The following is a 22273-nucleotide window of genomic DNA, read 5'->3' as shown; positions in this document are numbered from 1 at the left end:
GCATGACGATCGAACAGCAGAGCCCGGCGTCGGTCTTCGGCACCGTGGCGGAGTTGCTGCGAGAACTGGTCGGGGACATCGACGTCCTCGGCATCGAGATCACCCCGGGGACCACCTTCCACGAGGATCTCGGATTGGAGAGCATCGACCTGGTGACCTTCGCGAGCATCCTCGCCGAGTTCTTCGGCGAGGACGTCAACCTCGCGGAGTTCCTGGCGGAGAAGGACCTCGACGACGTGATCGGGCTCCGGGTCGGCGACATCGCCGACTACGTGGCCGCCCGTCTCGGCGAACGGGGGTGAGGCGATGCCGACGATGACCGTCAACGGGCTGCGCACCAACGTGCAGCTCGTTCCGGGCGGGGGCACGGAGACCGTGGTGTTCCTGCACGGCATGGGCACCGACAGCCTCGCGAGCTTCTACCTCACGCTCGCCCCGCCGGTGGCCGCCGCCGGGGTGGACGTGATCAGCTACGACCTGCGCGGGCACGGCAAGACCGAACGCCCCGAACGCGGGTACACGATCGGGGACTTCGTCGCCGATCTCGACGACCTGCTCGACCAGCTCGACCTCGACCGGCCCGTTCACCTGGTGGGCAACAGTTTCGGCGGCACCCTCGCCTACAGCTACGCCGTGGCGAAACCGGAGCGGGTGCGCAGCATCGTGTGCATCGAGTCGGAGCCCGCCACCGAGCTGTGGGCGGGCAAGATGGCGCAGATCCTCGAACACACCGTGCGCTTCTTGAAGGTCGAGGAAAGCTTCGACTGGATCGAGGCCAACTACAGCGCGCATCACCGGCGGCTGGCGCGGATGGCGGCCGAGCGGATCATGTCCACGTCGATGGCCGAGGAGGTCCCGCTCGGTCCGCTGCTGACGCTGGACCAGGTGGCGGGGATCGGCTGCCCCGTACTGTCCATTTTGGGCAGTCACGGTTATCAGGCCGACGATCTCACCGCGTTGACGTCGGTGCTGCCCCGCGGCGAACTGCACGTGTTCGAGGGGCAGGGACATTCGGTGCTCGTCGAGCAGCACCGGGAAGTCCGGGAGCTGCTGCTGAACTGGATCTCGCGGCACGGGAGGCCACGCGGATGAAATTCCTGTTGGTCGTGCCGCCGCTCACCGGGCACGTGGCGCCGTTGCGCGCGGTGGCCGCCGAGCTGGTGGGGCGTGGCCACGACGTCGCCTGGTGCGGTCCGGAACCCACGACGTCCGAGCTCACCCGGGCGGGCCGGGTGTACGCGGCGGGGGACGCGCTGGAGTTCGCCGTCGAGCGCCGTCCCGAAGGCCTGCGCGGGTTCGCGGCGCTGAAGTACCTTTGGGAGCAGTATCTGGTTCCGCTCGCGGACGCGATGGTGCCGGGAGTCGAGAAGGCGGTGGCCGCGTTCCGGCCCGACGTCGTGCTCGCCGACCAGCAGGCGTTCGCCGGCGCCCTCGTGGCGAGCCGTCGCGCGCTGCCGTGGGTGACCTCGGCGTCGACGTCCACCGAACTCGGGGATCCGCTGGGCGCCATGCCGAAGATCGCCGCCTGGGTCGACGGACTACAGGACAGCCTGCGCGCGCGGCACAAGGTGTCCTGCGGGGATCTGCGTTTCTCCCCGGAACTCATCCTGGCGTTCACCACCGTGTCCCTGACCGGCCCGATCGCCGACGTGGGCGCGGTCCGGTTCGTCGGCCCGGCGCTGGCCCCAGCGCCCCCGGTGGGCTTCTCGTGGGACCGGCTCGACGGCCGCCCGCTGGTTCTCGCCACCCTCGGCACCGCCAACGCCGCTCTCGGCCGCCGCTTCCTGTCCGAATGCGTCGATGCCCTGGCCGGGATGCCGGAGGTCCAGGGCCTCGTCGTCGACCCGACCGGTGAGCTGCTCAGCGGCGAAGTGCTGGTGGTCAAGCGGATCCCGCAGGCGGAAGTGGTGCGGAAGGCGGCGGCGGTGATCTGCCACGGTGGGCACAACACCGTCAGCGAGACCCTCGCTTCGGGGCTGCCGCTGGTGATCGCGCCGATCCGGGACGACCAGTCGATGCTGGCTCAGCAGGTCGAGGCCGCCGGCGCCGGGTTGCGGCTGCGCTTCGACCGGGTGAAGGCACCCGATATCCGCGACACGGTCACCGAGGTGCTGACCGAGCCCGCCTACGCCGCGGCGGCCGCGCGGGTGCGGGCCTCGTTCGCGGCGGCAGGGGGAGTCGTGGCGGCGGTGGACCACCTGGAAGCCTTGCCGCGCTGACGTTTCGCCATCAGTACATGACGGGGTCTTTCATGTACTACCGACTGTCCGTGAAGGCCTCCTTCACTACCTTCAGGGTAGGCAAGGGGGCCTTCACGCCCACTCCGGTCCGGTCGCCCGGCCTTTCGCGACGCGCGCCTTGAGCATGGACTCGTCCAAGGGGCCAAGTCCCTTGCTGGAGGTTGCGAAAGCCACTTTCGCAACCTCCAGCGTTGCGAAAGTGGCTTTCGCAACGCCGGCACCCGTTATCAGCCGGACCCACGACGTCACATCGGGGCGACGCTTCGCGGCGACCGGAACGTCCGGGCCGCGATCCACCCGCCGATCGCGGCCGCCACGGCGGCGATCGCCAGCGAAACAGGGACCGACCAGCCGGAAGGCCGTCCGAGCGCGAGCGCGCGGGTGGCGTCGATCGCGTAGGTCAGCGGGTTGAGCGCCGACACCACCCGCAGCCACGTCGGCATCGTTTCGAGCGGCATGTACGCGCTGGAGGAGAACATCAGCGGGAACATGACCACGAAGGACGCCATCTGCAGCGTTTCGGCCTTGCGCAGCCAGGTCGTGATGGCGACGAAGATCCAGCTCAGGCACCAGCCGACGACGAGCGTGAGCAGAAGGGCCGCGGTGACCCCGAAAACGCCGCCGGTCGGCCGGAAACCCAGCAGCACCACGCTGGCGAGCGCGGTCACCAGCAGTTGCACGGCGAGCCGCGCGGAATCGGAGATGGTGCGCGCCACCAGGACGGCCGAAAGGCTGATGGGCATGCAGCGGAGACGTCCGGTGAAGCCACTGTAGATCTCCGCGAGCAGACCGGCGCCCGAACTCATCGCCGTCGTCATCGCGATGTTCACCAGTGTCGCCGGGACGAGGAAATTCACGTAACCCTGGTAGGCCGCGACCCCGGGCAGCGTGCTGACGCCGTTGAACACCTGGCTGAACAGCAGGAGCAGCACGATCGGTTGCAGCAGCCCGAAGAACACCAGCCGCCGGTCGCCGAACGCCGTCTTCAGCGAGCGGGCGGCGAGCACCCGGACCTGGGTGGCGAACGTGCTCGGCGGCCAGGTCGACGGGTCACCCAGCACCGGCGGGGACGGCGCGCGATGCCTTGCCTCGGTCATGGCGTGACCGCCGGATTCCGGTGCAGCGAAAGGTAGACGTCGTCGAGCGTCGGCTCGGCGACGGTGAGGTCCTTCATCGGCGCGCCCGCCGCGTCGAGCGCGCGCACCAGCACCGTGATGTCGGAGGGCCCGGACAGCGCGACACCGATCACCAGCCCGGTGGCCGACGTCGTGCAGCTCATGCCGAGCCGGTGGATCGCGGCCAAGGCCCGGCGGGCGGCGAGGTCGGTGCCGAAGGTCAGGGTCGCGGTCCGTTCCCCGAGCCGGGCCTTCAGCTCCGAGGGCCGCCCGGAAACGGTGACGTGCCCCAGCCCCAGCACGATGACGTGATCCGCCAGTCTGTCCGCCTCCTCGAGGTACTGCGTGGTGAGCACGATGGTGGTGCCGCGGGCGGCGAGCCGTTCGACGCCGTCCCAGAGCCCCGCCCGGCTGAGCGGGTCGAGGCCGGTCGTCGGTTCGTCGAGGAAGAGGACGTCGGGGGAGCCGACGAGCCCGGCGGCCAGGTCGAGCCGCCGCCGCATGCCGCCGGAGTACGTCCGCGCCGGGCGGTCGGCCGCGTCGTCGAGGCCGAACATGGCGAGCAGTTCGGCCGCGCGGGCCCTGGCCTGGCGCCTGTTCGCACCCAGCAGCCGGGCGACGAGTTCGAGGTTGCCCCGGCCGGAGAGCGCGTCGTCGACCGCGGCGAACTGGCCGGTGACCCCGATCCGCCGCCGGACGTGATGCCCGGCGCGCACGACGTCGAATCCGCAGACCTTGGCGCTGCCACCGTCCGGTTCGACACGGGTGCTGAGGATGTCGATGAGGGTCGTCTTGCCCGCGCCGTTGTGGCCGAGCACCGCGAGCACGGTGCCGCGGCCGACCCGGAGACTGACGCCGGCGAGGGCCGTCACTTCACCGTAGTGCTTGGCGAGGCCGGTCACCTCGATGGCAGCCTGCTCCATTCGCCGAACGTAGCGGGGGTTTCGGTGCGGCCGCAATGAACGGGCGTGTACTCCGGGTGCGCGTGACAATTCCCCGGCCGTCTCGGCTGACGGAGGTGACAAAAAGAATTACCGCCGCTTCCCGCGAGACCGGCCGGATTCTTGAAGTTTCGCGACACGGCGGCTGCCACGGGGCGCCAGAGCAGGGTCGCTACGTCTCCTTGGCACTCACGTCAAAAGAACCGTCATTACCACTCACGAGCCGCGCCGCGAAACAGTTACGCCCGTGACAACCTTTTCCCCTCGCGGAGCCGCCATTCCCGAATTACTTGTCCCTCCGGCATTCCGTCAGTAGCGTGCTGCACCAGTTGGCCGTTCGGCCGGAGAAGTCGAAATGAGGAAGCCCGAATGTCAGTGCTGACCGGGCGCGTTCTGCGCGCCTTCCTGCTCCCGGCGGTGCTGGGGCTGGGTGCGCTTTCCCTGGCTTCCGCCTCCGCCGACCCCGCGCGGACACAGCAGACACGGGTGCCGGAACCAGCCATCGCCCAGGCGGGGCTCAAGTTCGGTTTCTACGTCGGCGACGAACAACAGCCCACGACCAGCCGAGTCGCGAAACTCGGTTCGGACATCACCTTCCCGCAGGGCCGGTTCGACGGCATGATTCTCGGCTTCAGCGACAAATCGCCGATCACCGGCAAGCTCGCCATCCCGTCGACGTCGAGTTACTTCGTCTCCTTCCGGTTCATGCCCGCCACCGGCGACGTCGAACTCATCCCGGACGGCGACGCGACCGGCGTGGTCGACGTGGACACCGGCTCCACCGGCGACTGCAAGGAGGTCGGCACCAACATCTGCGCGCACACCGACGTCACGAACAAGGTGTTCATCAAGCTCTCGAACGTCAAGGTGGACGGCAAGGTCCTCGACGTCGGCCCGAACTGCCGGACCGCGCAATCGGTCTCGGTGAACATCAAAGCCCTCGTGCCGCTCGCGTTTCCCGCTCCGCCCGTGAAGGTCACGAGCACCTTCACGACACCGGGATTCGCCGGATGCGGGGTCCGTGAGGACCTGAGCCCGTTGCTCACCGGCCTGGTCTCCGGCCCCGGCAACACCCTGGTCACCAATCTCAGGCTGCGATGCGTCGGCGATGGCCCGCCCCCCAACGGATGTGGAGCCTGACGATGGCCAATCCAGTCGCCCTGCTCGCCCGCGCGCCGGAGAAGGCCGCCGCGGGCCTGCGCGAATTCGGCCGCATGTGCGCCATGGGGATCGACGTCGTCCTCGCGATGTTCCGCCGCCCGGTGCAGGTCCGCGAGTTCATCCAGCAGTTCTGGTTCATCGCGAGCGTGTCGATCACGCCCGCGATCCTCGTGTCGATCCCGTTCGGCGCGGTCATCTCGCTGCAACTGGGTTCGCTCACGAGCCAGATCGGCGCACAGCAGTTCAACGGCGCCGCGAGCGTCCTCGCCGTCGTGCAGCAGGCCAGCCCGATCGTGACCACGCTGATCATCGCGGGAGCGGGCGGGTCGGCGATCTGCGCGGATCTGGGCGCACGCTCCATCCGCGAGGAGATCGACGCGATGGAGGTGCTCGGCGTCTCGCCGATCCACCGGCTGATCGTGCCCCGTGTGCAGGCGGCCATCGGCGTTTCGGTGCTGCTGAACGGTTTGGTCAGCGTCGTCGGCGTGCTCGGCGGCTACTTCTTCAACGTCATCGTGCAGGGCGGGACGCCGGGCGCGTACCTCGCGAGTTTCAACGCGCTGGCCCAGCTGCCCGATCTCGTGATCAGCTCGATCAAGGCGTTCATCTTCGGTTTCCTCGCCGGCGTCGTCGCCGCTTACCGGGGCCTGAACCCCAAGGGCGGCCCCAAAGGCGTGGGCGACGTCGTCAACCAGTCGGTGGTGATCACGTTCCTGCTCCTGTTCTTCGTCAACACGATCCTGACCGCGCTGTACCTGCAGCTCGTCCCCGCGAAGGGAACCTGATCCCGTGACCAGCGTCCCCGAACGGGCCCGCGAGGCGTTCAAACGCCCCGGCAACAGTCTTTTCGAGCTGGGCGACCAGTTGCTGTTCTACATCCGCGCGCTCGCGGCGATCCCGATGGCGGTCACGCGCTACTTCCGGGAAGTGGTGCGCCTGCTCGCCGAAGTGACCTTCGGCAGCGGGGCACTCGCGGTGATCGGCGGCACCGTCGGGGTGATGGTCGGACTGTGCGTCTTCACCGGGATCACGGTGGGATTGCAGGGCTTCAGCGCGCTGAACCAGATCAACATCTCCGCGATGACCGGCTTCCTCACCGCCTACTTCAACACCCGCGAGATCGCGCCGCTTTCGGCGGGGCTCGCGTTGTCCGCGACGGTCGGCGCGGGGTTCACCGCGCAACTGGGCGCCATGCGGATCTCCGAAGAGATCGACGCGCTCGAAGTGATGGCCGTGCGCAGCATGCCGTACCTCGTCACCACCCGGATCGTGGCCGGCTTCATCGCGATCATCCCGCTCTACGTGATCGGCCTGCTGATCTCCTACCTTGGCTCGCGGGTGACCACGGTCGTCTTCTTCGGACAGTCCGGCGGCACCTACGACCACTACTTCTCCTTGTTCTTACCGCCTGAAGACGTGCTGTGGTCCTTCGTCAAGGTGCTGGTGTTCGCCGTCGGCGTCATCCTCACGCACTGCTTCTACGGCTATCGCGCCGCGGGCGGCCCGGCGGGGGTCGGGGTGGCCGTCGGCCGCGCCGTGCGGACGTCGATCGTGCTGATCAGCGTGCTCGACCTGTTCCTCAGCCTGGCGATCTGGGGCGCCACCACGACGGTGAAGGTCTCCGGATGAGCGCGCGGGCACGGACACAGGCGGCGGGGGTGGTCTTCCTCGTCATCCTGGTGCTGCTCGGCTGGCTCTCCGTCGCGATCTTCAACAAGGACTTCGATCGCGCGGAGCTGGTCACGCTCAAGACGGACCGGGTCGGCAACCAGCTGGCCCCGCCCGCCGAGGTCAAGGTCCGCGGGGTCCCCTTCGGCGAGGTCAGGGCGGTCCGCGCCAGCGGGGACGGCGTCGAGGTCGACCTCGCCATGGACCCGGCGAAGATAGATCAGCTGCCGCGCAACGTCTCGGCCCGGCTGCTGCCCAAGACGGTGTTCGGCGAGCGGTACGTCAATCTCGTGCTGCCGGACCGGCCCGAGGGCGGCTCGCTGGCGGCGGGCGACGTCATCACCCAGGACCGGTCGTCCAACGCGATCGAACTGGAACGCGTCCTCGGCGATCTCCTGCCCCTCCTGCGGGCGGTGCAGCCGCAGAAGCTGAACAGCTCACTCGGCGCGATCTCGCTCGCGCTCGACAATCGCGGAAAGTCGTTGGGGGACAGCATCGTCCAGCTCAACGACCTCCTCAACCAGCTGAACCCGCTGATGCCGCAGTTCAAGGCCGACGTCACCGGGCTCGCCGACGTGGCGGACCTCTACACCGGCGCGGCGCCGGACATCCTCAAGGCCCTCTCGGATCTCTCCACCACCGCGAAGACCATTGTGGACACTCGGGCCGACCTCGACAAGCTGTACTCCAGCGTCACCACCGCGAGCGGCGACCTGAACAAGTTCCTGGTGCAGAACAAGGACAACATCATCGGTGTCAGCGTGAAGAGCAGGCCGACCCTGGAGCTGCTTTCCCGCTATTCACCCCAGTTCCCCTGTCTGTTCGACGCGGTGAACCGGCTCAAGCCGGTGATGGAGAAGGCCTTGGGCAAGGGTACCGGCGAGCCCGGCCTGCACGTGACGTTGTCCGTCCACGACCCGCGCGACAAATACGTGCCGGGCCGGGACGATCCGCGGTTCGACCAGAAGGGCGGGCCTCGGTGCTATGGCGGGGGTGGGTCTTCGGCGGCGGTTTCGTTCGCCGCCGATGGGGACCTCGGCCCGGCCAATTCGAAGGGGGAGCGGGGGCTGGTCGCCGAGATCCTGGCGCCGTCGCTCGGGATGAAGCCGGCCGAGGTCCCGGACTGGAGCAGCGTGCTCGTGGGCCCGGCCTTGCGCGGTACGGAGGTGACCGTCCGATGAGGAACATCGCGGGTCCGGCGATCAAGGGCCTGATCTTCTTCGTGATCACCGTGGTGGCGACCGGGATCCTGGCGATCACCATCGCCAACTCCGGGGTCGGCACGACGGTCGGCTACACCGCCAGATTCACCGACGCCACCTCGGTCAACCCCGGGGACGAGGTCCGGATGGCCGGGGTACGGATCGGCCAGGTCGATTCGATCGGCGTGGTCGAGCGGCGACTGGCGGACGTGCGGTTCTCGATCGAGAACAAGCGCCGCCTCACCGCCGGGGCCACCGTCACCATCAGGTACCGCAACCTCGTCGGCCAGCGGTACCTCTCGATCGACCCCGGCCCGGACGGGCCGGCGATGCTCGACGAGGGCGCGTTGATCCCGCCCGAGCGGACGCAGCCGGCCCTGGATCTCACCGCGCTGTTCAACGGGTTCAAACCGCTGTTCCAGGCGCTTTCGCCGAGCGACGTCAACCAGCTGTCGTTCGAGATCGTCCAGGTGCTGCAGGGCGAGGGGAGCACCATCGACAGCCTGCTCGAACACACCGCGTCCCTCACGAACACGCTGGCGGGCAAGGACGAGGTGATCGGCCAGGTGGTCGGGAACCTCAACACGGTGCTCGACACGCTCAATTCCCAGGGCGACCAGTTCGACAAACTCGTCGACGTCACCGCGCAGCTGGTCTCCGGGCTCGCCGGTGACGCGAAACCCATCGGGCAGGCGATCGGCGGGCTCGGCGAGCTCACCACCGCCACCGCGGATCTGCTCCAGGACGGCCGCGCGCCGTTGAAGGACAGCATCACCACCCTCGGCGACCTGTCGAAGAACCTCGCCGACAACACCCCGGTGTTCGAGCAGTTCCTGGCGAACCTGCCGAAGAAACTGGACCGCATGGGCTCGATGGTCTCGTACGGCTCGTGGTTCAACTTCTACCTGTGCTCGGTGAAATCGGACGCGCCGCCCGCCCCCGGCGGTCCGCCGGTCGGTATCCCGCTGACCCAGGGACGGTGCCGGTGAAAGCGCCGAGGATCAAACCCTTCCGCAGCCGCAACCCGATCGTCGTCGGCGCCGTCACGGCGCTGCTGATGGCGGTGGCGGGTTCGGCGACCTTCTTCTCCGACGATCTCCCGCTGGTCGGCGGCGGAACCACGTACGCGGCCGAGTTCACCGAAGCCGCCGGTCTCAAACGCAACGACGAGGTCCGCGTCGCCGGGGTCAAGGTCGGCGAGGTCTCCGACGTCCTGCTGGACGGTGGCCGGGTCAAGGTCCTGTTCCGGGTCAGGGACACCTGGATCGGCAACCGCACCACCGCCGCGATCAAGATCAAGACCTTGCTGGGGCAGAAGAACCTGGTCCTCGACCCGGTCGGCAACGCGGAACTGGATCCGGACGAGCCGATCCCGGTGCAGCGCACGAGTTCCCCCTACGACGTCACCACGGTGTTCAACGACCTCGCGAACACGGTGGGCGCGATCGACACCGACCAGTTGGCGAAGGCGTTCGGAACCATGTCGGAAACCCTCGGTGCTTCCACCCCGCAGGAGGTCCGGACCGCTTTCGACGGCATCACCGCGCTGTCCAAGACGCTCGCTTCCCGCGACCAGGAACTGGTGAAGCTGTTCGAGAACACCAACAAGGTGTCGAAGACGCTCGGGGACCGCTCGCAGCAGATCGAGGCGCTGATCCGCGACGGCAACACGTTGCTCACGGAGCTGAACGCCCGCAAGGACGCCATCGCGAAGCTGTTCAGCGGCGTGAAGAACCTGTCGATCCAGCTCAAGGGACTGGTGGCGGACAACCAGAAGACCCTCGGCCCGGCGCTCGACCAGCTCGATCGCGTCGCCACCGTGCTACTGCGGAACCAGGACAAGCTCGACGAGAGCCTGCGGCTGGCCGGGCCCTTCTACCGCCTGCTCGGCAACGCGGTCGGCAACGGCCGCTGGATCGACACCTACATCTGCGGGCTCGTCCCGACCGGCGGCACGCCGGGCAGCTGCATGCCTTCGAGGAAGGGGGGACGCTGATGGGGCGCCACTTCACGTTGTCGGATCTCGGGGCCCAGACCCGGAGGCGGGCCTGGGTGCGGAGGCTCGCGCTCGCCGTCGTCGCCGGGCTGCTCGTGACGGCGGCCTGGCCACTGCTGACCAGGCAGGCCGACCGCGTCCTGACCGGTTTCTTCACGGCTACCGTCGGCGTGTACCCGAACACCGAGGTACGGGTGCTCGGCGTCCCGATCGGCTCGGTGACCAAGGTCGAACCGCGCGGCACGAACGTCGAGGTGACCATGACAGTGCGGCCCGACGTGAAACTGCCAGCCGACGTCGGCGCCGTGGTGATCACCCCGAGCCTGGTCGCCGACCGGTACGTGCAGCTCACCCCGGTGTACGCCGGCGGGCCGGAGCTGGGCGACGACGGCCGGATCCCGCCCGAGCGCACGGTCACCCCGGTCGAGGTCGACGAACTCCTGGGCAGCCTCAACCAGCTGATGACCGCGCTGGGACCGAAGGGCGCCAACCGGGACGGCGCGGTCAGCGACGTCCTGACCAAGGCCGCGGAGTATCTCGACGGCAACGGCGGCAAACTCGGCGAGGCGATCAAGAACCTCGGCGAGTTCGCCAGGACCGCGAGCGATTCCAAGGACGACCTGTTCAACTCGGTCGACAACATCAGCAAGTTCACCGCGATGCTCGCGTCGAACGACGACAAGGTGAAACAGGCGATCCAGCAGATGTCCTCGCTCAGCAAGATCCTGGCCGATCAGCGGGACCAGTTCTCCGGCGCGATGACCGAACTCACCGAGGCGCTCAGCGTGGTGCAGGGTTTCATCAAGGACAACCGGGGCAAGGTGAAGTCCGATGTGGACAAACTCGCCGAGATCACCAAGCTGCTCAGCAAACAGAAGGCTTCGCTGAGCGAAGCGCTCGACGCCGCGCCGAACGCGCTGGCGAACGTGCTCGGCGCGTACAACCAGGGCGCGGGAACGCTGGACGGCCGGGGGAACCTCACCGAATTCTCGGGGGCGAAATGAAAGCCCGGCGCAGGACACTATCTGCCGTCCTGGTCCTCGTGCTGGCCGCCACCGGTTGCAGCGGCGGTGTCGACGTCTACGACATCCCGTTGCCGGGCGGGGCCGCGCTCGGCGAGCGCCCGATCCACGTCACGGCGAGTTTCACGAACGTGCTGGACCTCGTGCCCCAGTCCGGGGTGAAGGTCAACGACGTCCCGGTCGGCCAGGTGCGGACCGTCGAGCTGGCGCCGGACGGCCGCAGCGCGGTGGTCGGCCTGCTCATCAACGGGGACGTGAACCTGCCTGCCAACTCCGTCGCACGGCTGCGGCAGGCGAGCATCCTCGGCGAGAAGTTCGTCGAGCTCGCCCCGCCGCCCGAGGGCACGCCGAGCGGGCGGCTGGTCGACGGCGCGGTGATCCCGCTGGCCAGCTCTTCGCTGACCCCGGAGATCGAGGAGGTGTTCGGCGCGCTTTCCCTGCTGCTCAACGGTGGTGGTGTCGCGCAGGTGCAGAACATCACCCGCGAACTCAACGACGCGCTCGGCGGCAAGGAGAGCGCGGCACGCAGCCTGCTGTCCAATTTGGACAAATTCGTGCGCGGGCTCGACGAGCACAAGGCCGAGATCACTCGTGCCATCGAGAGCGTGAACAAGCTCGCGGCGACGCTGAACGCGAACACCGAGGAGATCAAGGCGACGCTGAACGGGCTCACCCCCGGGATCGAGGTGCTGAACCAGCAGCGTCAGGCGCTGGTCGGGATGCTCAAGTCGCTGGACGGGCTCACCTCGGTGGCGGTCGACACGGTGAACCGCAGCAAGGACGACCTCGTCGCCGACCTCAAGGCGCTCGAACCGCTGCTGCGGAAGCTGGCCGAGTCCGGGGACAAACTGCCGAAGGCGATGGAGATGATCTTCACCTTCCCGTTCCCCGACGCCGCGCTGGAGGCCATCCGCGGGGACTACCTGAACACGTTCCTGACCTTCAAGAACAGCGGTGGCCGCTGATGCTGACCAAGTTCGTCCGAGTGCAGCTGGTGGTCTTCGTGACCATCGCGGTCCTCGGCGTCGCGTACGTCGGCGCCACCTATGCGGGCCTGGACAAACTGGTGCTCGATCGCGGGTACACCGTCAAAGTGCGGCTCGCCACCGGTGGCGGCATCTTCAGCAACGCCGAAGTCACCTACCGGGGCGTACCGATAGGCCGGGTCGGTGAACTGCGGCTGACCGCCTCCGGCATGGAGGTCGATCTCGAACTCGAGCCGGGCGGCCCGCAAGTGCCCGCGGACACCGAAGCCGTCGTCGCCAACCGATCCGCCGTCGGCGAACAGTACGTCGATCTGCGGCCCCGCCGCGCCGACGGCGCCATGCTGCGGGACGGTTCCGTGATCGCCGAGGCGGACACGAAGATCCCGCTACCGGTGGACGTCGTCCTGTCCAGCGTGGACTCTTTCGCCAACTCGGTGCCGAAGCCCGCCCTGCGGACCGTCGTCGACGAGCTGTACAAGGCGACGTCCGACGCCGGCCCGGCGCTGGACCAGCTCGTCGGGCGGGGGATCGAGTTCGTGCGAGAGGCGAGCGCGCATGTCGGCCCGCTGACCAGGTTCGTGACCGACGCGCAGACCGTGCTCGACACCCAGGTCTCGCAGGCGGACGCGATCCGCTCGTTCGGCGCCAACGCGAAACTGCTCGCCGCGACGCTGAAGAACTCCGACGGCGATCTGCGGCGGCTGATCCCGGCCGTCCCGGCGGCCGCGAACGAGGTCAGCACGCTCCTGCGGGAGACCGGCCCGAGTCTCGGCATCCTGCTGGCCAACCTGCTGACCACCGCGGACGTGCTGGAAACGCGCCAGGACGGCATCGAGCAGCTGCTGGTCACCGCGCCGAAAGCGGTCGCCGCGGGGCACGCGATCATGGGACCGGACGGCGCGCGCGTCGGCCTCTCGCTGACGTTCTTCGATCCGCCTCCGTGCGTCACCGGCTACGGGACCGCCTACCGCGACGGACTCGACACGTCGCCGCGTCCGTTGAACACCGCGGCGCGCTGTGCCCTGCCCAAGGGCAACCCCACGAACGTGCGCGGCTCGCAGAACGTGCCGGGAAGGTGAAGGCCATGACTCGAATCGCCGCTTTCCTCGCCGTGGCGGCCACCGCGCTGGCGGCCTGGTTCGGTTACTCGTGGTGGGACGCGAGCCACGACGAAGGCGTCGCGCGGGCGACGGTCCGCGAGGAGGCGTTGCAGGTGGGCAGGCAGGCGGTCGCCGCTCTGACCACTTTGGACTACCGGCAGGCGGAGCAGGGCTACCAGAACTGGCTGAACCTGTCCGGTGGCGCGTTGCACGACGAACTGGCGCGTGACCGCGAAGGCGGTCTCGGCCGGATCGGCCAGGCGAAGACCGTCACCACCGGCCGGGTCGTCGATGCCGCGGTGACCGAAGTGGACAGTGGCGGTGGAACGGCCGAGGTGATCGCTTCGGTCGAACTCGAGGTGCGGCCCGAAGGCGGGGAAGCGGTGACCAAGCACAACCGGTTCCGCGCCGGCCTGAACCGGACACCCGACGGGTGGCGCGTCACGTCGCTCGGCCAGGTGCCGGTGACCGACACCGGAAAGCCCTGACGGAGGACGGGATGACCACGAAACGAGCCGTCAAACCGCCGCGGCGCGCGGTGAAGGTCGCCGGGAAGATGGGCGGGAGCACGCGAGTTCTCGAAACTCCTGTCGAAGAGGCTCCTGCTGTCGTTTCGGAGGCTCCGGTGCGGCGGCGGGGAGCGGTGGTGCTGGGCGCGGTCGCGCTGGTGATGGCGGGCCTCGCGGGGTGGTTCGCCATCGAGGCGAGGGACGCCACGGCGGTGCTGGCGCACAACACGGCGCTGACCGACGTCGCCACCACCGCGGAGGTGAGCGATCAGATCGGCAAGGCGCTCGGTACGGTCTTCTCCTACCGCTACGACGACCCGGCCAAGAGTGAGCGAGCCGCGAAAGAGGTCCTCACCGGGCCGGCGCTGGGACAGTACGACCAGCTGTTCGCGCAGGTCCGGGGGCTCGCGGCGGACCAGAAGCTGGTCGTGACCTCGACCGCGGTGGTGTCGGGGGTGAAGGTCCTCGACGGGGACCGGGCGTCGCTGCTGGTGTTCCTGGACCAGACCGGCGTGCGCGGGGACGGGCAGCGCAGTACCGGTGCGGCTCAGCTGAGCGTCAACGCGGAACGGGCCGAAGGGAAGTGGCGGGTGACGGCCTTGGCTGCCGCCTGACCGCTTCGGTTGTACGTGAAGGCCCCCTTCCTTGCGCCAGACGCAAGGAAGGGGGCCTTCATGTACTACGTACGGGGTGCTGCTGGGTGCCGGGCCTGACCGGGGGTTGCGAAAGCCACTTTCGCAACCTTCAACGTTGCGAAAGTGGCTTTCGCAACGTCGGCTGCGGCCGGGCTCCCCGACCCGTCGACGATCACGTCGCGAAAGCCACTTTCGCGACGTCTGATGTCCCGAAAGTGGCTTTCGCAACCTCGGCTGCGGCCGCTCCCCGGATCCCGTTGTGCGGGCGGCCCGCCGTCCAGTCCGTGAAGGCCTCCTTGAAGGACCCTGGGTCCCTCAAGGAGGCCTTCACGGACTTTCCAGAAGCCTCAGGAAGGGGCCGCCCGCAGCGCGAGGATCATCTCGAACCGCCGCTCCGGATCCCGCAGCCCGTCCGCGAACAGCGCCTCCAGCTCCTGGGCGCGGGACCGCACGGTCTGCGGATGCACGGCGAGCCGTTCCGCCACCTCGCGGACGTTTCCGCACGTCTCCAGCCACGCCAGTAGCGTCCCCGCCAGCCGCGAATGCTGCTTCCCGGTCAAGCCGGCCAGCGGCCCGAGCCGTTCCCGCACGAGTTCGGTGGCCAGAAACGGCTCCTTGAGCAGCCACAGGCGCGAAAGATGGTCGACGCACCACGTCACGGGCTCGTCGGCGAGCGCGCCGGAATCGACGAGCCGCAGGGCCTCGCGTGCGGCCCGCAGCGAACGTGCCGCGAAAACGGGCGGGACGGCGGGGCCGATCGCGGCCCGCCAGCCGGTCAGTTCTTCGGCGAATCGGTCTCGTTCGTCCGGTTCCGGTGCGGGGAGCAGAAGACAGGGGGAGGCGCTCTCGAAGTCGGCGAGCGCGGTCGGCGCGGCCGCCGGTGCTTCGTCCGGCGGCCGGTCGAGGGCGACGGCGACGAGCAGGTCCGGTAGCTGCCAGCGTGCCAGGTCGGCGGCGTGCTTGACGACCTCTGGGGGCGACGGAGGCTCGGCGAGCAGGAGTTCCATCAAGCGGTGCCGCCGGCGCTCCAGTGCGCCGGCGGCCTTTTCCCGGGCTTCGGCGTGACCCTCGACCGAGAGCGCCGACAGTTCGTCGATATAGGCGAAGATGGCCTCCGCGAGAAGGCACAGCGTCGCCGAAGGAACTCCCGCGCGACGGCCCGCTTCGGCCACCCGGCGCCAGGTCACCCTGGCGCCGACGCGGTACGCCGCCTGGAGGACGTCGACGTTGCGGCCCTGGTGGAACTCCTGGACACCCAGGCTCAGGAACACGCTCCGGCGGTCCTCCGACGGCGCGTCCGGGTTCCCGATCCGCTCCACGAACTGCAGGAACGCCATCTGGACGCCGGTTTTGAGCGCCTTCCCGAACGCGCCGTCCAGTGGCCGCGCGTAGTCGGGGATGGTCCGCTGGATCTCGCGGACCACCTCCCCGGCCACGTCGGCCAGCACGGGTCTGAACACGGTCGCCAGCTCTCTCGGCAGCAGCGCCCAGAGCTGGACCGGGCGCCCGCCCGGCCCACCCGGCCGGGCAGGCGTGAGCAGCGGACCGTACGTCGCCTGCACCCCGCTGCGGGCGTCCTGCGGTCGGGTCACCTCGTCACCTCGTTGTGAGTGGGAAACGCTGATCTGTCAGTCCTCGGCGAGCAAGGCCTCCGCACGCAGGGCGATCTCCATGTCGAGCCGGTCGTCGGCGTTGTTCAACCGGTCGCCGAAGAGATCGATGAGCTGGTGCATGCGGTACCGGACGGTCTGCGGGTGCACCTTGAGCTTCTTCGCGATCTCCGGAGCGCTGCCCCGGGATTGCAGCCAGATCAGCAACGTCTCGCCGAGCCGCGCCCGCTGTTTGGGGGTGAGGTCGTCGAACGGCGCGAGGCTGCGCGTGCACAGTTCACGGACCAGGAACTCGTCGGCGAGCAGCCACAGGGTGGACAGATGATCGCTGTACCGGGTGACCGGATTGTCCGGAAGGACCCCGCGCTGGACCAGCCGCAGCGTGCGGCGGGCCCACATCAGGGAGCGCGGTGCTTCGGTGAGCCGCACGGCCGGGCCGATCACCGCGCGCCAGCCGGGGAGCCGTTCGGCGAGATCCTTCAGGTGCTTGTCCGGGTCGCCGGTGACCAGGCAGGGTTTGGGGCCCTCGAAGTCGACGAGGACGTCGGCGTCCAGGTCGGCGCTGTCGGGGTCCAGCGGGCCGAGCCGTCGCTCCAGTGCGACGACCGTGATCTCGGTCGGCAGCGCCCACTGCGCGTTGGCGGCGTGGGACGCGATCGACTGTGGTGAGGCCGGGGGATCGGAGAGCATCAGTTCGAGCAGCCTGCGCCTGCGTCTGGCCCTGGTGCCCGCGGCCCGCTCCTGCGCGGCCGTGTAGCCCTCGATGGACAGGGCGGAAATCTCGTCCACGTAAGCGAAAATCGCTTCGGCCGCGGTGCACAGGAGATCGGCGTCCGCTCCGATCGCCTGTCCGAATTCCGAAACGTGCCGCCACGCGACGCGGCCGCCGACGCGGTAGGCCGTCTGCAGACAGTCGAGGCTGCGGCCCTCGTTGAATTCGACCTTTCCGAGGTTGCGGAACACCGCCGACCATTTGTCGAGTGGCGCCGTCCCCTGACCGACGGTATCGAGGCAGTGCAGGATCGCCTGCCGGATACCCTGCGTGATGATCTGTCCGAACGCGCCTTCCAACGGCTGCGCGTACTCGGGAACGGCTCGTTGCACCTCCTGCAGGATGGCTCGTGCCAAGGGGTCGGCCCGCGGCCGGAACCGCTCGCCAAGGTCTCTGGGCAGTGACGCCCACAGTCCATTCGCACCGGTGCTGCGCACAGGTCGGTTCTCCACTGGGGTTCTCGGTGCCGGCGTGAAGGCGCGCGGTCGCTGGACCGGACCCGGTGGCTGGCGGAGCGGGGTGGCGGGGTGACGCACGCCGGGTTCGGGTCGTGCGGACCGCAGATCGTGCCGCGAGAATCCGGTATCCAAGTCGGTCATGTTTTTATCCTTGCTGGCAACAAAATCAGCCTCTTCAACGGTGAAGCCGATCCAGATTTTGTGGCTCACGCAACATAAAATCGTCCGGGGGCACTGTCAACGGCTGGCGGGAGCTTGATCGGCCACCTGGATGGACTACACCCGAACGGGTGGTCCGATCCGATGGTGGGTGACATTTAGGCAGGCCTGAGATGGCGTCCGGATGACAATTTTTCCGGGACGTTTTCCGGCGCTTCCGCCGCCTCGCTGGCGCGGATGAGCACCTCGACGACCTCGTCCAGGCTCAACCTGGCCGGCGCGGTCTCGGCGAGGAAGCGTGCGAGCTCGTCTCCGAACCGGGCCGGGTCGGCCACATGTGGAAAGTGTTTCGCATTTTCGAACACCGTCAATCGGCTGTCCGGCAGCACTTCGGCCGTCTTGCGGCCGTGGGCGACCGGGATGAGCGGGTCGTGCGCACCCCAGACGACGAGAGTGGGCACCTCCCGGGCGAGGTAGAGCTTGTCGATCGCGCTCGCGCGCTGACCCCTGAGGTCGATCAGGCTGCGCGCGATGAACAGGAAAGCCCGCTTCCGGCCCGGGTCGGCCAGTGACGCGAAGTGACGGGTCAGCTCCCGGGTCTCGGGAGAGAGCTTTCCGCCGAGCGAGCGGCCGGCGGCGGCGATCCCGCGGGCGATCGCGACGGTGACCGGGTTGACCGCGAGGGTGAGTGTCGCGTTGGCCCCCGGCAGCGCCGTCGCGCGCAGTACCGGGGTCACCTGCGGGCCGAGCCCGGCGCTGCCCACGAGCACCAGCCGGGCGCACATCTCGGGGAACTGGTAGGCGAACTGCATCGCGATCCCGCCGCCGAGGGAGTGCCCGACGATGGTCGCGTGCCGGTTGCGCGTGAGCGCGAGGACGTCGCGGACCACGCTGGCCATCGCGCCGAGGCCGTAGTCGGCCCGAGGGGCGGCCGAGTCGCCGTGGCCCGGCAGGTCGGGGGCGAGGACATGGCGCCCGAACCCGGTCCGCTCGAAGTGGTCGAGCAACGGCGCCCAGGTCTCGCTGCTTCCCGAGATGCCGTGCAGCAGCACGAGCGGTTCGCCGGACGGGTCCTTTGTGGACGGGACGTATTCCCGTAGCCGGATTTCCCGCCCGTGCAGGGTCAGTGTGCGCGCTTCGAGGGCCATGTCCAGCCTTTCCGTTGTCAGGCGTCAAAATAACGTGTAGAACGCCGGGTACGTCAGCGTGTCGCCGGACATGTCCGGCAATTGCGATCCGGGTGACAAGAATGCCTGGGCCGACCCCGAGCCGGATGCCAAAACCGTGCGGGCTGGGCAATTGCGCATCGACTTTCTCCCGTCGTCCCGGTATTCAGGAAAGCGTCGGTAAACACCCGTAACGACGGAGAACGCGATGGCCTGCCGGGCGGACTTCCACGTCGATCAGCCGAGGGCGAAGCGCGCCCGCCGCGGCCTCCGCTGGGTGCTCCCCACCGTGCGGCCACCGGAACGCCGGGTCCGGCGGGTCAGCTCCCTGGCGTCCCTTCGTCGCGGCGGTGGGCGCGCATGAGCCGCCGCGCACGGAGCGCGAGTTGCATGTTCAGCCGGTCGTCGGCGTCCTTGAGCCGGTCGCCGAACAGCTCCTCCAGCTGACGGAGGCGGTTCCGCACGGTCTGCGGATGCACCCCGAGCCGCTGCGCGATCTCCGGCGCGCCGCCGCGCGTTTCCAGCCACGCCAGCAGGGTTTCGCTGAGCCGTTCCTGTTGTTTCCCGCTCAGCGAGGTGAACGGGTCGAGGCTCTGCTTGGCGAGTTCGTCGCCGAGGAAGTCCTCGGCGAGCAGCCACAGCGTGGCGAGGTGATCCCGGCACCAGATGACCGGACCGGGCGCGTCGTCGCTGTTCAGCAGTAGCGCGCGGCGCGCGGTGCGGAGGGCGGCCGGGGCGTCGGCGAGCGGCACGACGGGGGAGACCGCCACGCGCCAGCCGTCCAGTGCGTCCTTCAGCGGGGCGAGGTCGGTGTCCGGATCCGCGGTGAGCAGGTACGGCTCGGTCGTGTCGAGGTGGGCCAGCACGGTGGTGTCCAGCAGGTGGACGGGGAAGGCCGGCGCGCCGGGAGCGCGCTGGAGCGCGACCATGGCCGCGGCCCCCGGAACCCGCCAGCCGGCGCCGTCGGCGAGGCTGGCGATGCTGCACGCGGACCCTTCCGGTGCCTGGGCGATCAGTTCGAGCAGGCGACGGCGGCGGAGCGGGATCGCGCCCGCCGCCCTGGCTTCCGCCTCCTGATATCCCTCGATCGTCGTGGCGCACAGTTCGTCGACGTAGACGAAGACGGACTCGGCCGCGAGCGAGATGACGTCGAGGCCGACGCCGAGCCCGCGCACGATGGGCCGCATCGCCCGCCATGCCGCCCGTGCGCCGATGGTCACGCTGTCGTGCAACGGTTCCAGGCTGCGGCCCTCGGTGAATTCGATCCGCCCGCGCATGCGGTAGAAGTCGATCCAGCGGTCGTGGGGCACGTCCGGATCGCCGATGCAGTCGACGTAGTGCCGCACCGCCCGTTCGCAGGAGACGACGAGGACGCGGCCGAAGACACCGCGCAACGGCTGCGCATAGGCGGTGACCGAGCGCTGCACCTGCTTGACCATGGCGGCCGCGGCGTGACCGGTATACGGACGCAGTTCTTCGCCGAGCGAACGCGGCAACGTCGCCAGCATGCCGAAACCGCGGTACTGGACCACCAAGACCATCCTTTGATTTTCTTCGAACGGCGGAAGGAAACATGAATCCGTTTGCATAACCCACGTCGGATCGACGGGGAACGGTGCGGGCCGTTTGTACTGGATCGGCGGACGGCGTGTACCCCGAATGTGACGTTGAATTTGCAACGGAAAGTCGTGACGCTCAGCCACGTGACAACGAGCGGGCGTTTCGGTGTGACGTCTTTTGACACGGATGTGTGGACGGTTCTACGCTCCGTGCATTCGAGTGCGCCGGTGGCGCGCGGACGAAAGGGAATGGGTGCCCGTAATCGTCGGCCTACTTCACAGCGGGGGATCGCACACGTGAGCTGGCAGCCCGTTGGCGTGTTGTGGGAACGCCTGCCGAGGGAGCTCGGTGACGCCATCCGCCCGCGGATCCCGGCGATCGCCCGGCACTGTGTCGAAGGCGTGGTGTCCGAGATAGCCGAATGCGCCGAAGTGTTCAGCGACGACGAGGCCCGTGCCGCGGCCGTCGAGTTGACCAGGCGCAGTATCGAACGCGCCATCGACCGGGTCGGCGTCCCCGAACTCCTGCAGAACGACCTCCTGGTGGATTTTCGCGCGCAGGGCCGGATCGCCTTCCAGCAAGGCCTCAGCCGGGAGGCCGCGCAGGCGGCGTTCAGGGTCTCGAGCCGGGTGCTGTGGCGCTCGATAGCCGCGATCGGCCGCCGGCTCCAGCTGCCCGGCGACGTCCTCTACGGTGCGGCGGAATGCCTGTTCGGCGACGTCGTCGAGGTGACGATGGCGCTGACGGAGGGATACAACGCCGCGCAAGCCGAGGCGACGGGGCCCGCCGAGCAGCGGGCCAGGCTGTTCCGGCTGCTGACCGGTGGCTCCGGGTACAGCCAGGCCGACGCCGGCGCGCTCGCCGTCGCGATCGGCTGGCGGATCCCCGAACGGATCACCGCGGTCGTCTTCACCGCGGCGCCCGGTGCGCCCTCGTTCCCATCCGGCCTGCTGCCCCCGGCGGTTCCGGTGGACCTCGTCTCCGACGCGCCCGGCGCGCTGGTGGCCTGTCCGGAGGCCGACCTCGGCGGCCTGCGGGAACTGCCGTCAGGCTGGTCGGCGACGGTCGGGGTGTCCGTCCCGGCCGCGCAGGCCGCCGAGTCGTTCCGGATCGCCAGGCGCGCGTCCGAACTCACCCGGCGGGGGATGATCACGACGGTCGGCCCCGTGCTGTGGTGCGAGGAGCACATCACCACGCTGCTGTTGCTCGCCGACGAGTTCCTGCTCGACCGGCTGGCCGGGGAGGCGCTCGAACCGTTGTCGGGGCTGGCGCCGCGCCAGCACGACGAACTGGCGGCGACCCTGCTCACCCAGGTGCAGACCCGGGGGAGCGCGCCGGAGATCGCCCGGCGGCTCGCCGTGCATCCGCAGACGGTGCGGGCGCGGCTGCGGCGGCTCACGGAGCTGTTCGGCGAACGGCTGGACGATCCGGATCAGCGGTTGCGGATCGAACTGGCGCTGCGCGCGGAACGGCTGCGCCCGGCGGACGTCTGACGCGCTCCCGCCACCGGGAACACCCAGCGGCGGTAGCCCCACCAGCGGAACGCCGAACCCGCCGCGGTGCCCAGCAGTATCCCGCTGACGAAGTCGGCGATCTCCTGGGTGAGGAAGCTGACTTCGGGCACCTCGAGCCGCAGGACGTAGCGCGAGATCAGCGGCGGGCACAGGGTGATCGTCACGGCGATCGCGTTCACCGTGAAGAACAGCGCCGCTTCCGGGAAGCCGCGTCTGCCGCCGCGGGTGTGGAACGCCCAGCGCCGGGACAGCAGATACGCGAAAGCGGTCGCCACGACGCTCGCGATCGCGAGCGCCGTGACCGGTTTCTCTTGCAGGACGGTGAGTTTGAGCCCGTAGTTGGCTGTGAGCGTGAGCCCGAACGCGGCGAGGCCGACGGTGGCGAACCGGAGCAGCTCACGCCGCCCGCCGGTCCGCGCACCGTCGTCCACAAAGGATGCCGGGGCGGTTCCGAGCACC

General features: G+C 69.0%; 22 protein-coding genes. 15 read left to right on the top strand and 7 right to left on the bottom strand.

The window, feature by feature from the left end:
• The first annotated feature begins 2 nt into the window (after nt 1–2).
• From ACZ3HL_RS40015 to ACZ3HL_RS40005, 3 genes are read left to right on the top strand one after another with little or no spacing between them, the layout of a single operon-like run.
• A complete protein-coding gene (locus ACZ3HL_RS40015; RefSeq protein WP_465536869.1) occupies nt 3–302 on the top strand; it encodes a phosphopantetheine-binding protein in 300 nt (99 codons plus the stop codon).
• 4 nt (nt 303–306) lie between these two features.
• Nucleotides 307–1092 (top strand): alpha/beta fold hydrolase, encoded by a 786-nt coding sequence (locus ACZ3HL_RS40010; RefSeq protein ID WP_465411860.1) that lies wholly within the window; start codon nt 307–309, stop codon nt 1090–1092.
• A complete protein-coding gene (locus tag ACZ3HL_RS40005; RefSeq protein ID WP_465536867.1) occupies nt 1089–2219 on the top strand; it encodes a glycosyltransferase in 1131 nt (376 codons plus the stop codon). The genes ACZ3HL_RS40010 and ACZ3HL_RS40005 overlap by 4 nt, the downstream gene beginning before the upstream one ends.
• Nucleotides 2220–2485: 266 nt before the next feature.
• On the opposite strand, the gene ACZ3HL_RS40000 is transcribed toward ACZ3HL_RS40005, so the two are convergent.
• Together ACZ3HL_RS40000 and ACZ3HL_RS39995 are read right to left on the bottom strand one after the other, a co-directional pair.
• The gene (locus tag ACZ3HL_RS40000) at nt 2486–3337 is read right to left on the bottom strand and encodes an ABC transporter permease (protein ID WP_465411858.1); all 852 of its coding nucleotides are present in this window, start codon (nt 3335–3337) and stop codon (nt 2486–2488) included.
• On the bottom strand, nt 3334–4278 hold the full coding sequence (locus tag ACZ3HL_RS39995) for an ATP-binding cassette domain-containing protein (protein WP_465411857.1): 945 nt from the start codon (nt 4276–4278) through the stop codon (nt 3334–3336). Before ACZ3HL_RS39995 ends, ACZ3HL_RS40000 begins: the two co-directional genes overlap by 4 nt.
• A gap of 387 nt (nt 4279–4665) precedes the next feature.
• Here ACZ3HL_RS39995 and ACZ3HL_RS39990 point away from each other — a divergent pair, with 387 nt between their 5' ends.
• From ACZ3HL_RS39990 to ACZ3HL_RS39940, 11 genes are read left to right on the top strand one after another with little or no spacing between them, the layout of a single operon-like run.
• Nucleotides 4666–5436: a hypothetical protein gene (locus ACZ3HL_RS39990; RefSeq protein WP_465411856.1), complete on the top strand. Its 771-nt coding sequence runs from the start codon at nt 4666–4668 to the stop codon at nt 5434–5436.
• A 2-nt stretch (nt 5437–5438) separates the two neighbouring features.
• The gene (locus tag ACZ3HL_RS39985) at nt 5439–6242 is read left to right on the top strand and encodes an MlaE family ABC transporter permease (protein ID WP_465411855.1); all 804 of its coding nucleotides are present in this window, start codon (nt 5439–5441) and stop codon (nt 6240–6242) included.
• Between the two features lie 4 nt (nt 6243–6246).
• A complete protein-coding gene (locus ACZ3HL_RS39980; RefSeq protein WP_465411854.1) occupies nt 6247–7086 on the top strand; it encodes an MlaE family ABC transporter permease in 840 nt (279 codons plus the stop codon).
• On the top strand, nt 7083–8306 hold the full coding sequence (locus ACZ3HL_RS39975; RefSeq protein WP_465536865.1) for an MCE family protein: 1224 nt from the start codon (nt 7083–7085) through the stop codon (nt 8304–8306). The genes ACZ3HL_RS39980 and ACZ3HL_RS39975 overlap by 4 nt, the downstream gene beginning before the upstream one ends.
• Entirely contained in the window at nt 8303–9316 is a 1014-nt protein-coding gene (locus tag ACZ3HL_RS39970; protein ID WP_465536863.1) for an MCE family protein, read from the top strand. Before ACZ3HL_RS39975 ends, ACZ3HL_RS39970 begins: the two co-directional genes overlap by 4 nt.
• Entirely contained in the window at nt 9313–10323 is a 1011-nt protein-coding gene (locus tag ACZ3HL_RS39965; RefSeq protein WP_465411851.1) for an MCE family protein, read from the top strand. The genes ACZ3HL_RS39970 and ACZ3HL_RS39965 overlap by 4 nt, the downstream gene beginning before the upstream one ends.
• Nucleotides 10323–11327, top strand: coding sequence for an MCE family protein (locus ACZ3HL_RS39960; RefSeq protein ID WP_465411850.1), 1005 nt, complete (start codon nt 10323–10325; stop codon nt 11325–11327). The genes ACZ3HL_RS39965 and ACZ3HL_RS39960 overlap by 1 nt, the downstream gene beginning before the upstream one ends.
• Complete coding sequence (locus tag ACZ3HL_RS39955; RefSeq protein WP_465536861.1) at nt 11324–12310, top strand: MCE family protein; 987 nt, start codon at nt 11324–11326, stop codon at nt 12308–12310. The genes ACZ3HL_RS39960 and ACZ3HL_RS39955 overlap by 4 nt, the downstream gene beginning before the upstream one ends.
• Entirely contained in the window at nt 12310–13410 is a 1101-nt protein-coding gene (locus ACZ3HL_RS39950) for an MCE family protein (protein WP_465536859.1), read from the top strand. Before ACZ3HL_RS39955 ends, ACZ3HL_RS39950 begins: the two co-directional genes overlap by 1 nt.
• 5 nt (nt 13411–13415) lie before the next feature.
• Complete coding sequence (locus tag ACZ3HL_RS39945; protein ID WP_465411847.1) at nt 13416–13919, top strand: hypothetical protein; 504 nt, start codon at nt 13416–13418, stop codon at nt 13917–13919.
• Nucleotides 13920–13930: 11 nt separating this feature from the next.
• A complete protein-coding gene (locus ACZ3HL_RS39940) occupies nt 13931–14554 on the top strand; it encodes a hypothetical protein (protein WP_465536857.1) in 624 nt (207 codons plus the stop codon).
• A gap of 368 nt (nt 14555–14922) precedes the next feature.
• Here the strand turns inward: ACZ3HL_RS39940 and ACZ3HL_RS39935 are convergent, their stop codons facing one another.
• The 4 genes from ACZ3HL_RS39935 to ACZ3HL_RS39920 form a co-directional block, all read right to left on the bottom strand.
• Nucleotides 14923–16167: a PucR family transcriptional regulator gene (locus tag ACZ3HL_RS39935; protein ID WP_465411845.1), complete on the bottom strand. Its 1245-nt coding sequence runs from the start codon at nt 16165–16167 to the stop codon at nt 14923–14925.
• 36 nt (nt 16168–16203) lie between these two features.
• Complete coding sequence (locus ACZ3HL_RS39930) at nt 16204–17394, bottom strand: PucR-like N-terminal domain-containing protein (RefSeq protein ID WP_465411844.1); 1191 nt, start codon at nt 17392–17394, stop codon at nt 16204–16206.
• A gap of 338 nt (nt 17395–17732) precedes the next feature.
• A complete protein-coding gene (locus ACZ3HL_RS39925) occupies nt 17733–18722 on the bottom strand; it encodes an alpha/beta fold hydrolase (RefSeq protein ID WP_465536855.1) in 990 nt (329 codons plus the stop codon).
• A gap of 338 nt (nt 18723–19060) precedes the next feature.
• Entirely contained in the window at nt 19061–20281 is a 1221-nt protein-coding gene (locus ACZ3HL_RS39920; RefSeq protein WP_465411842.1) for a PucR-like N-terminal domain-containing protein, read from the bottom strand.
• Nucleotides 20282–20596: 315 nt separating this feature from the next.
• Here ACZ3HL_RS39920 and ACZ3HL_RS39915 point away from each other — a divergent pair, with 315 nt between their 5' ends.
• Nucleotides 20597–21793: a PucR-like N-terminal domain-containing protein gene (locus ACZ3HL_RS39915; protein WP_465536853.1), complete on the top strand. Its 1197-nt coding sequence runs from the start codon at nt 20597–20599 to the stop codon at nt 21791–21793.
• On the opposite strand, the gene ACZ3HL_RS39910 is transcribed toward ACZ3HL_RS39915, so the two are convergent.
• Complete coding sequence (locus ACZ3HL_RS39910; protein WP_465536852.1) at nt 21733–22272, bottom strand: GtrA family protein; 540 nt, start codon at nt 22270–22272, stop codon at nt 21733–21735. The two genes, ACZ3HL_RS39915 and ACZ3HL_RS39910, sit on opposite strands and share 61 nt — an antisense overlap.
• Nucleotide 22273: the final 1 nt, after the last annotated feature.

The sequence above is a fragment of the Amycolatopsis sp. NPDC000009 genome, from assembly GCF_055563465.1.
The sequence above is the reverse complement of the archived record's forward strand: the minus strand, read 5'-3'. Positions and strand labels throughout refer to the sequence as shown.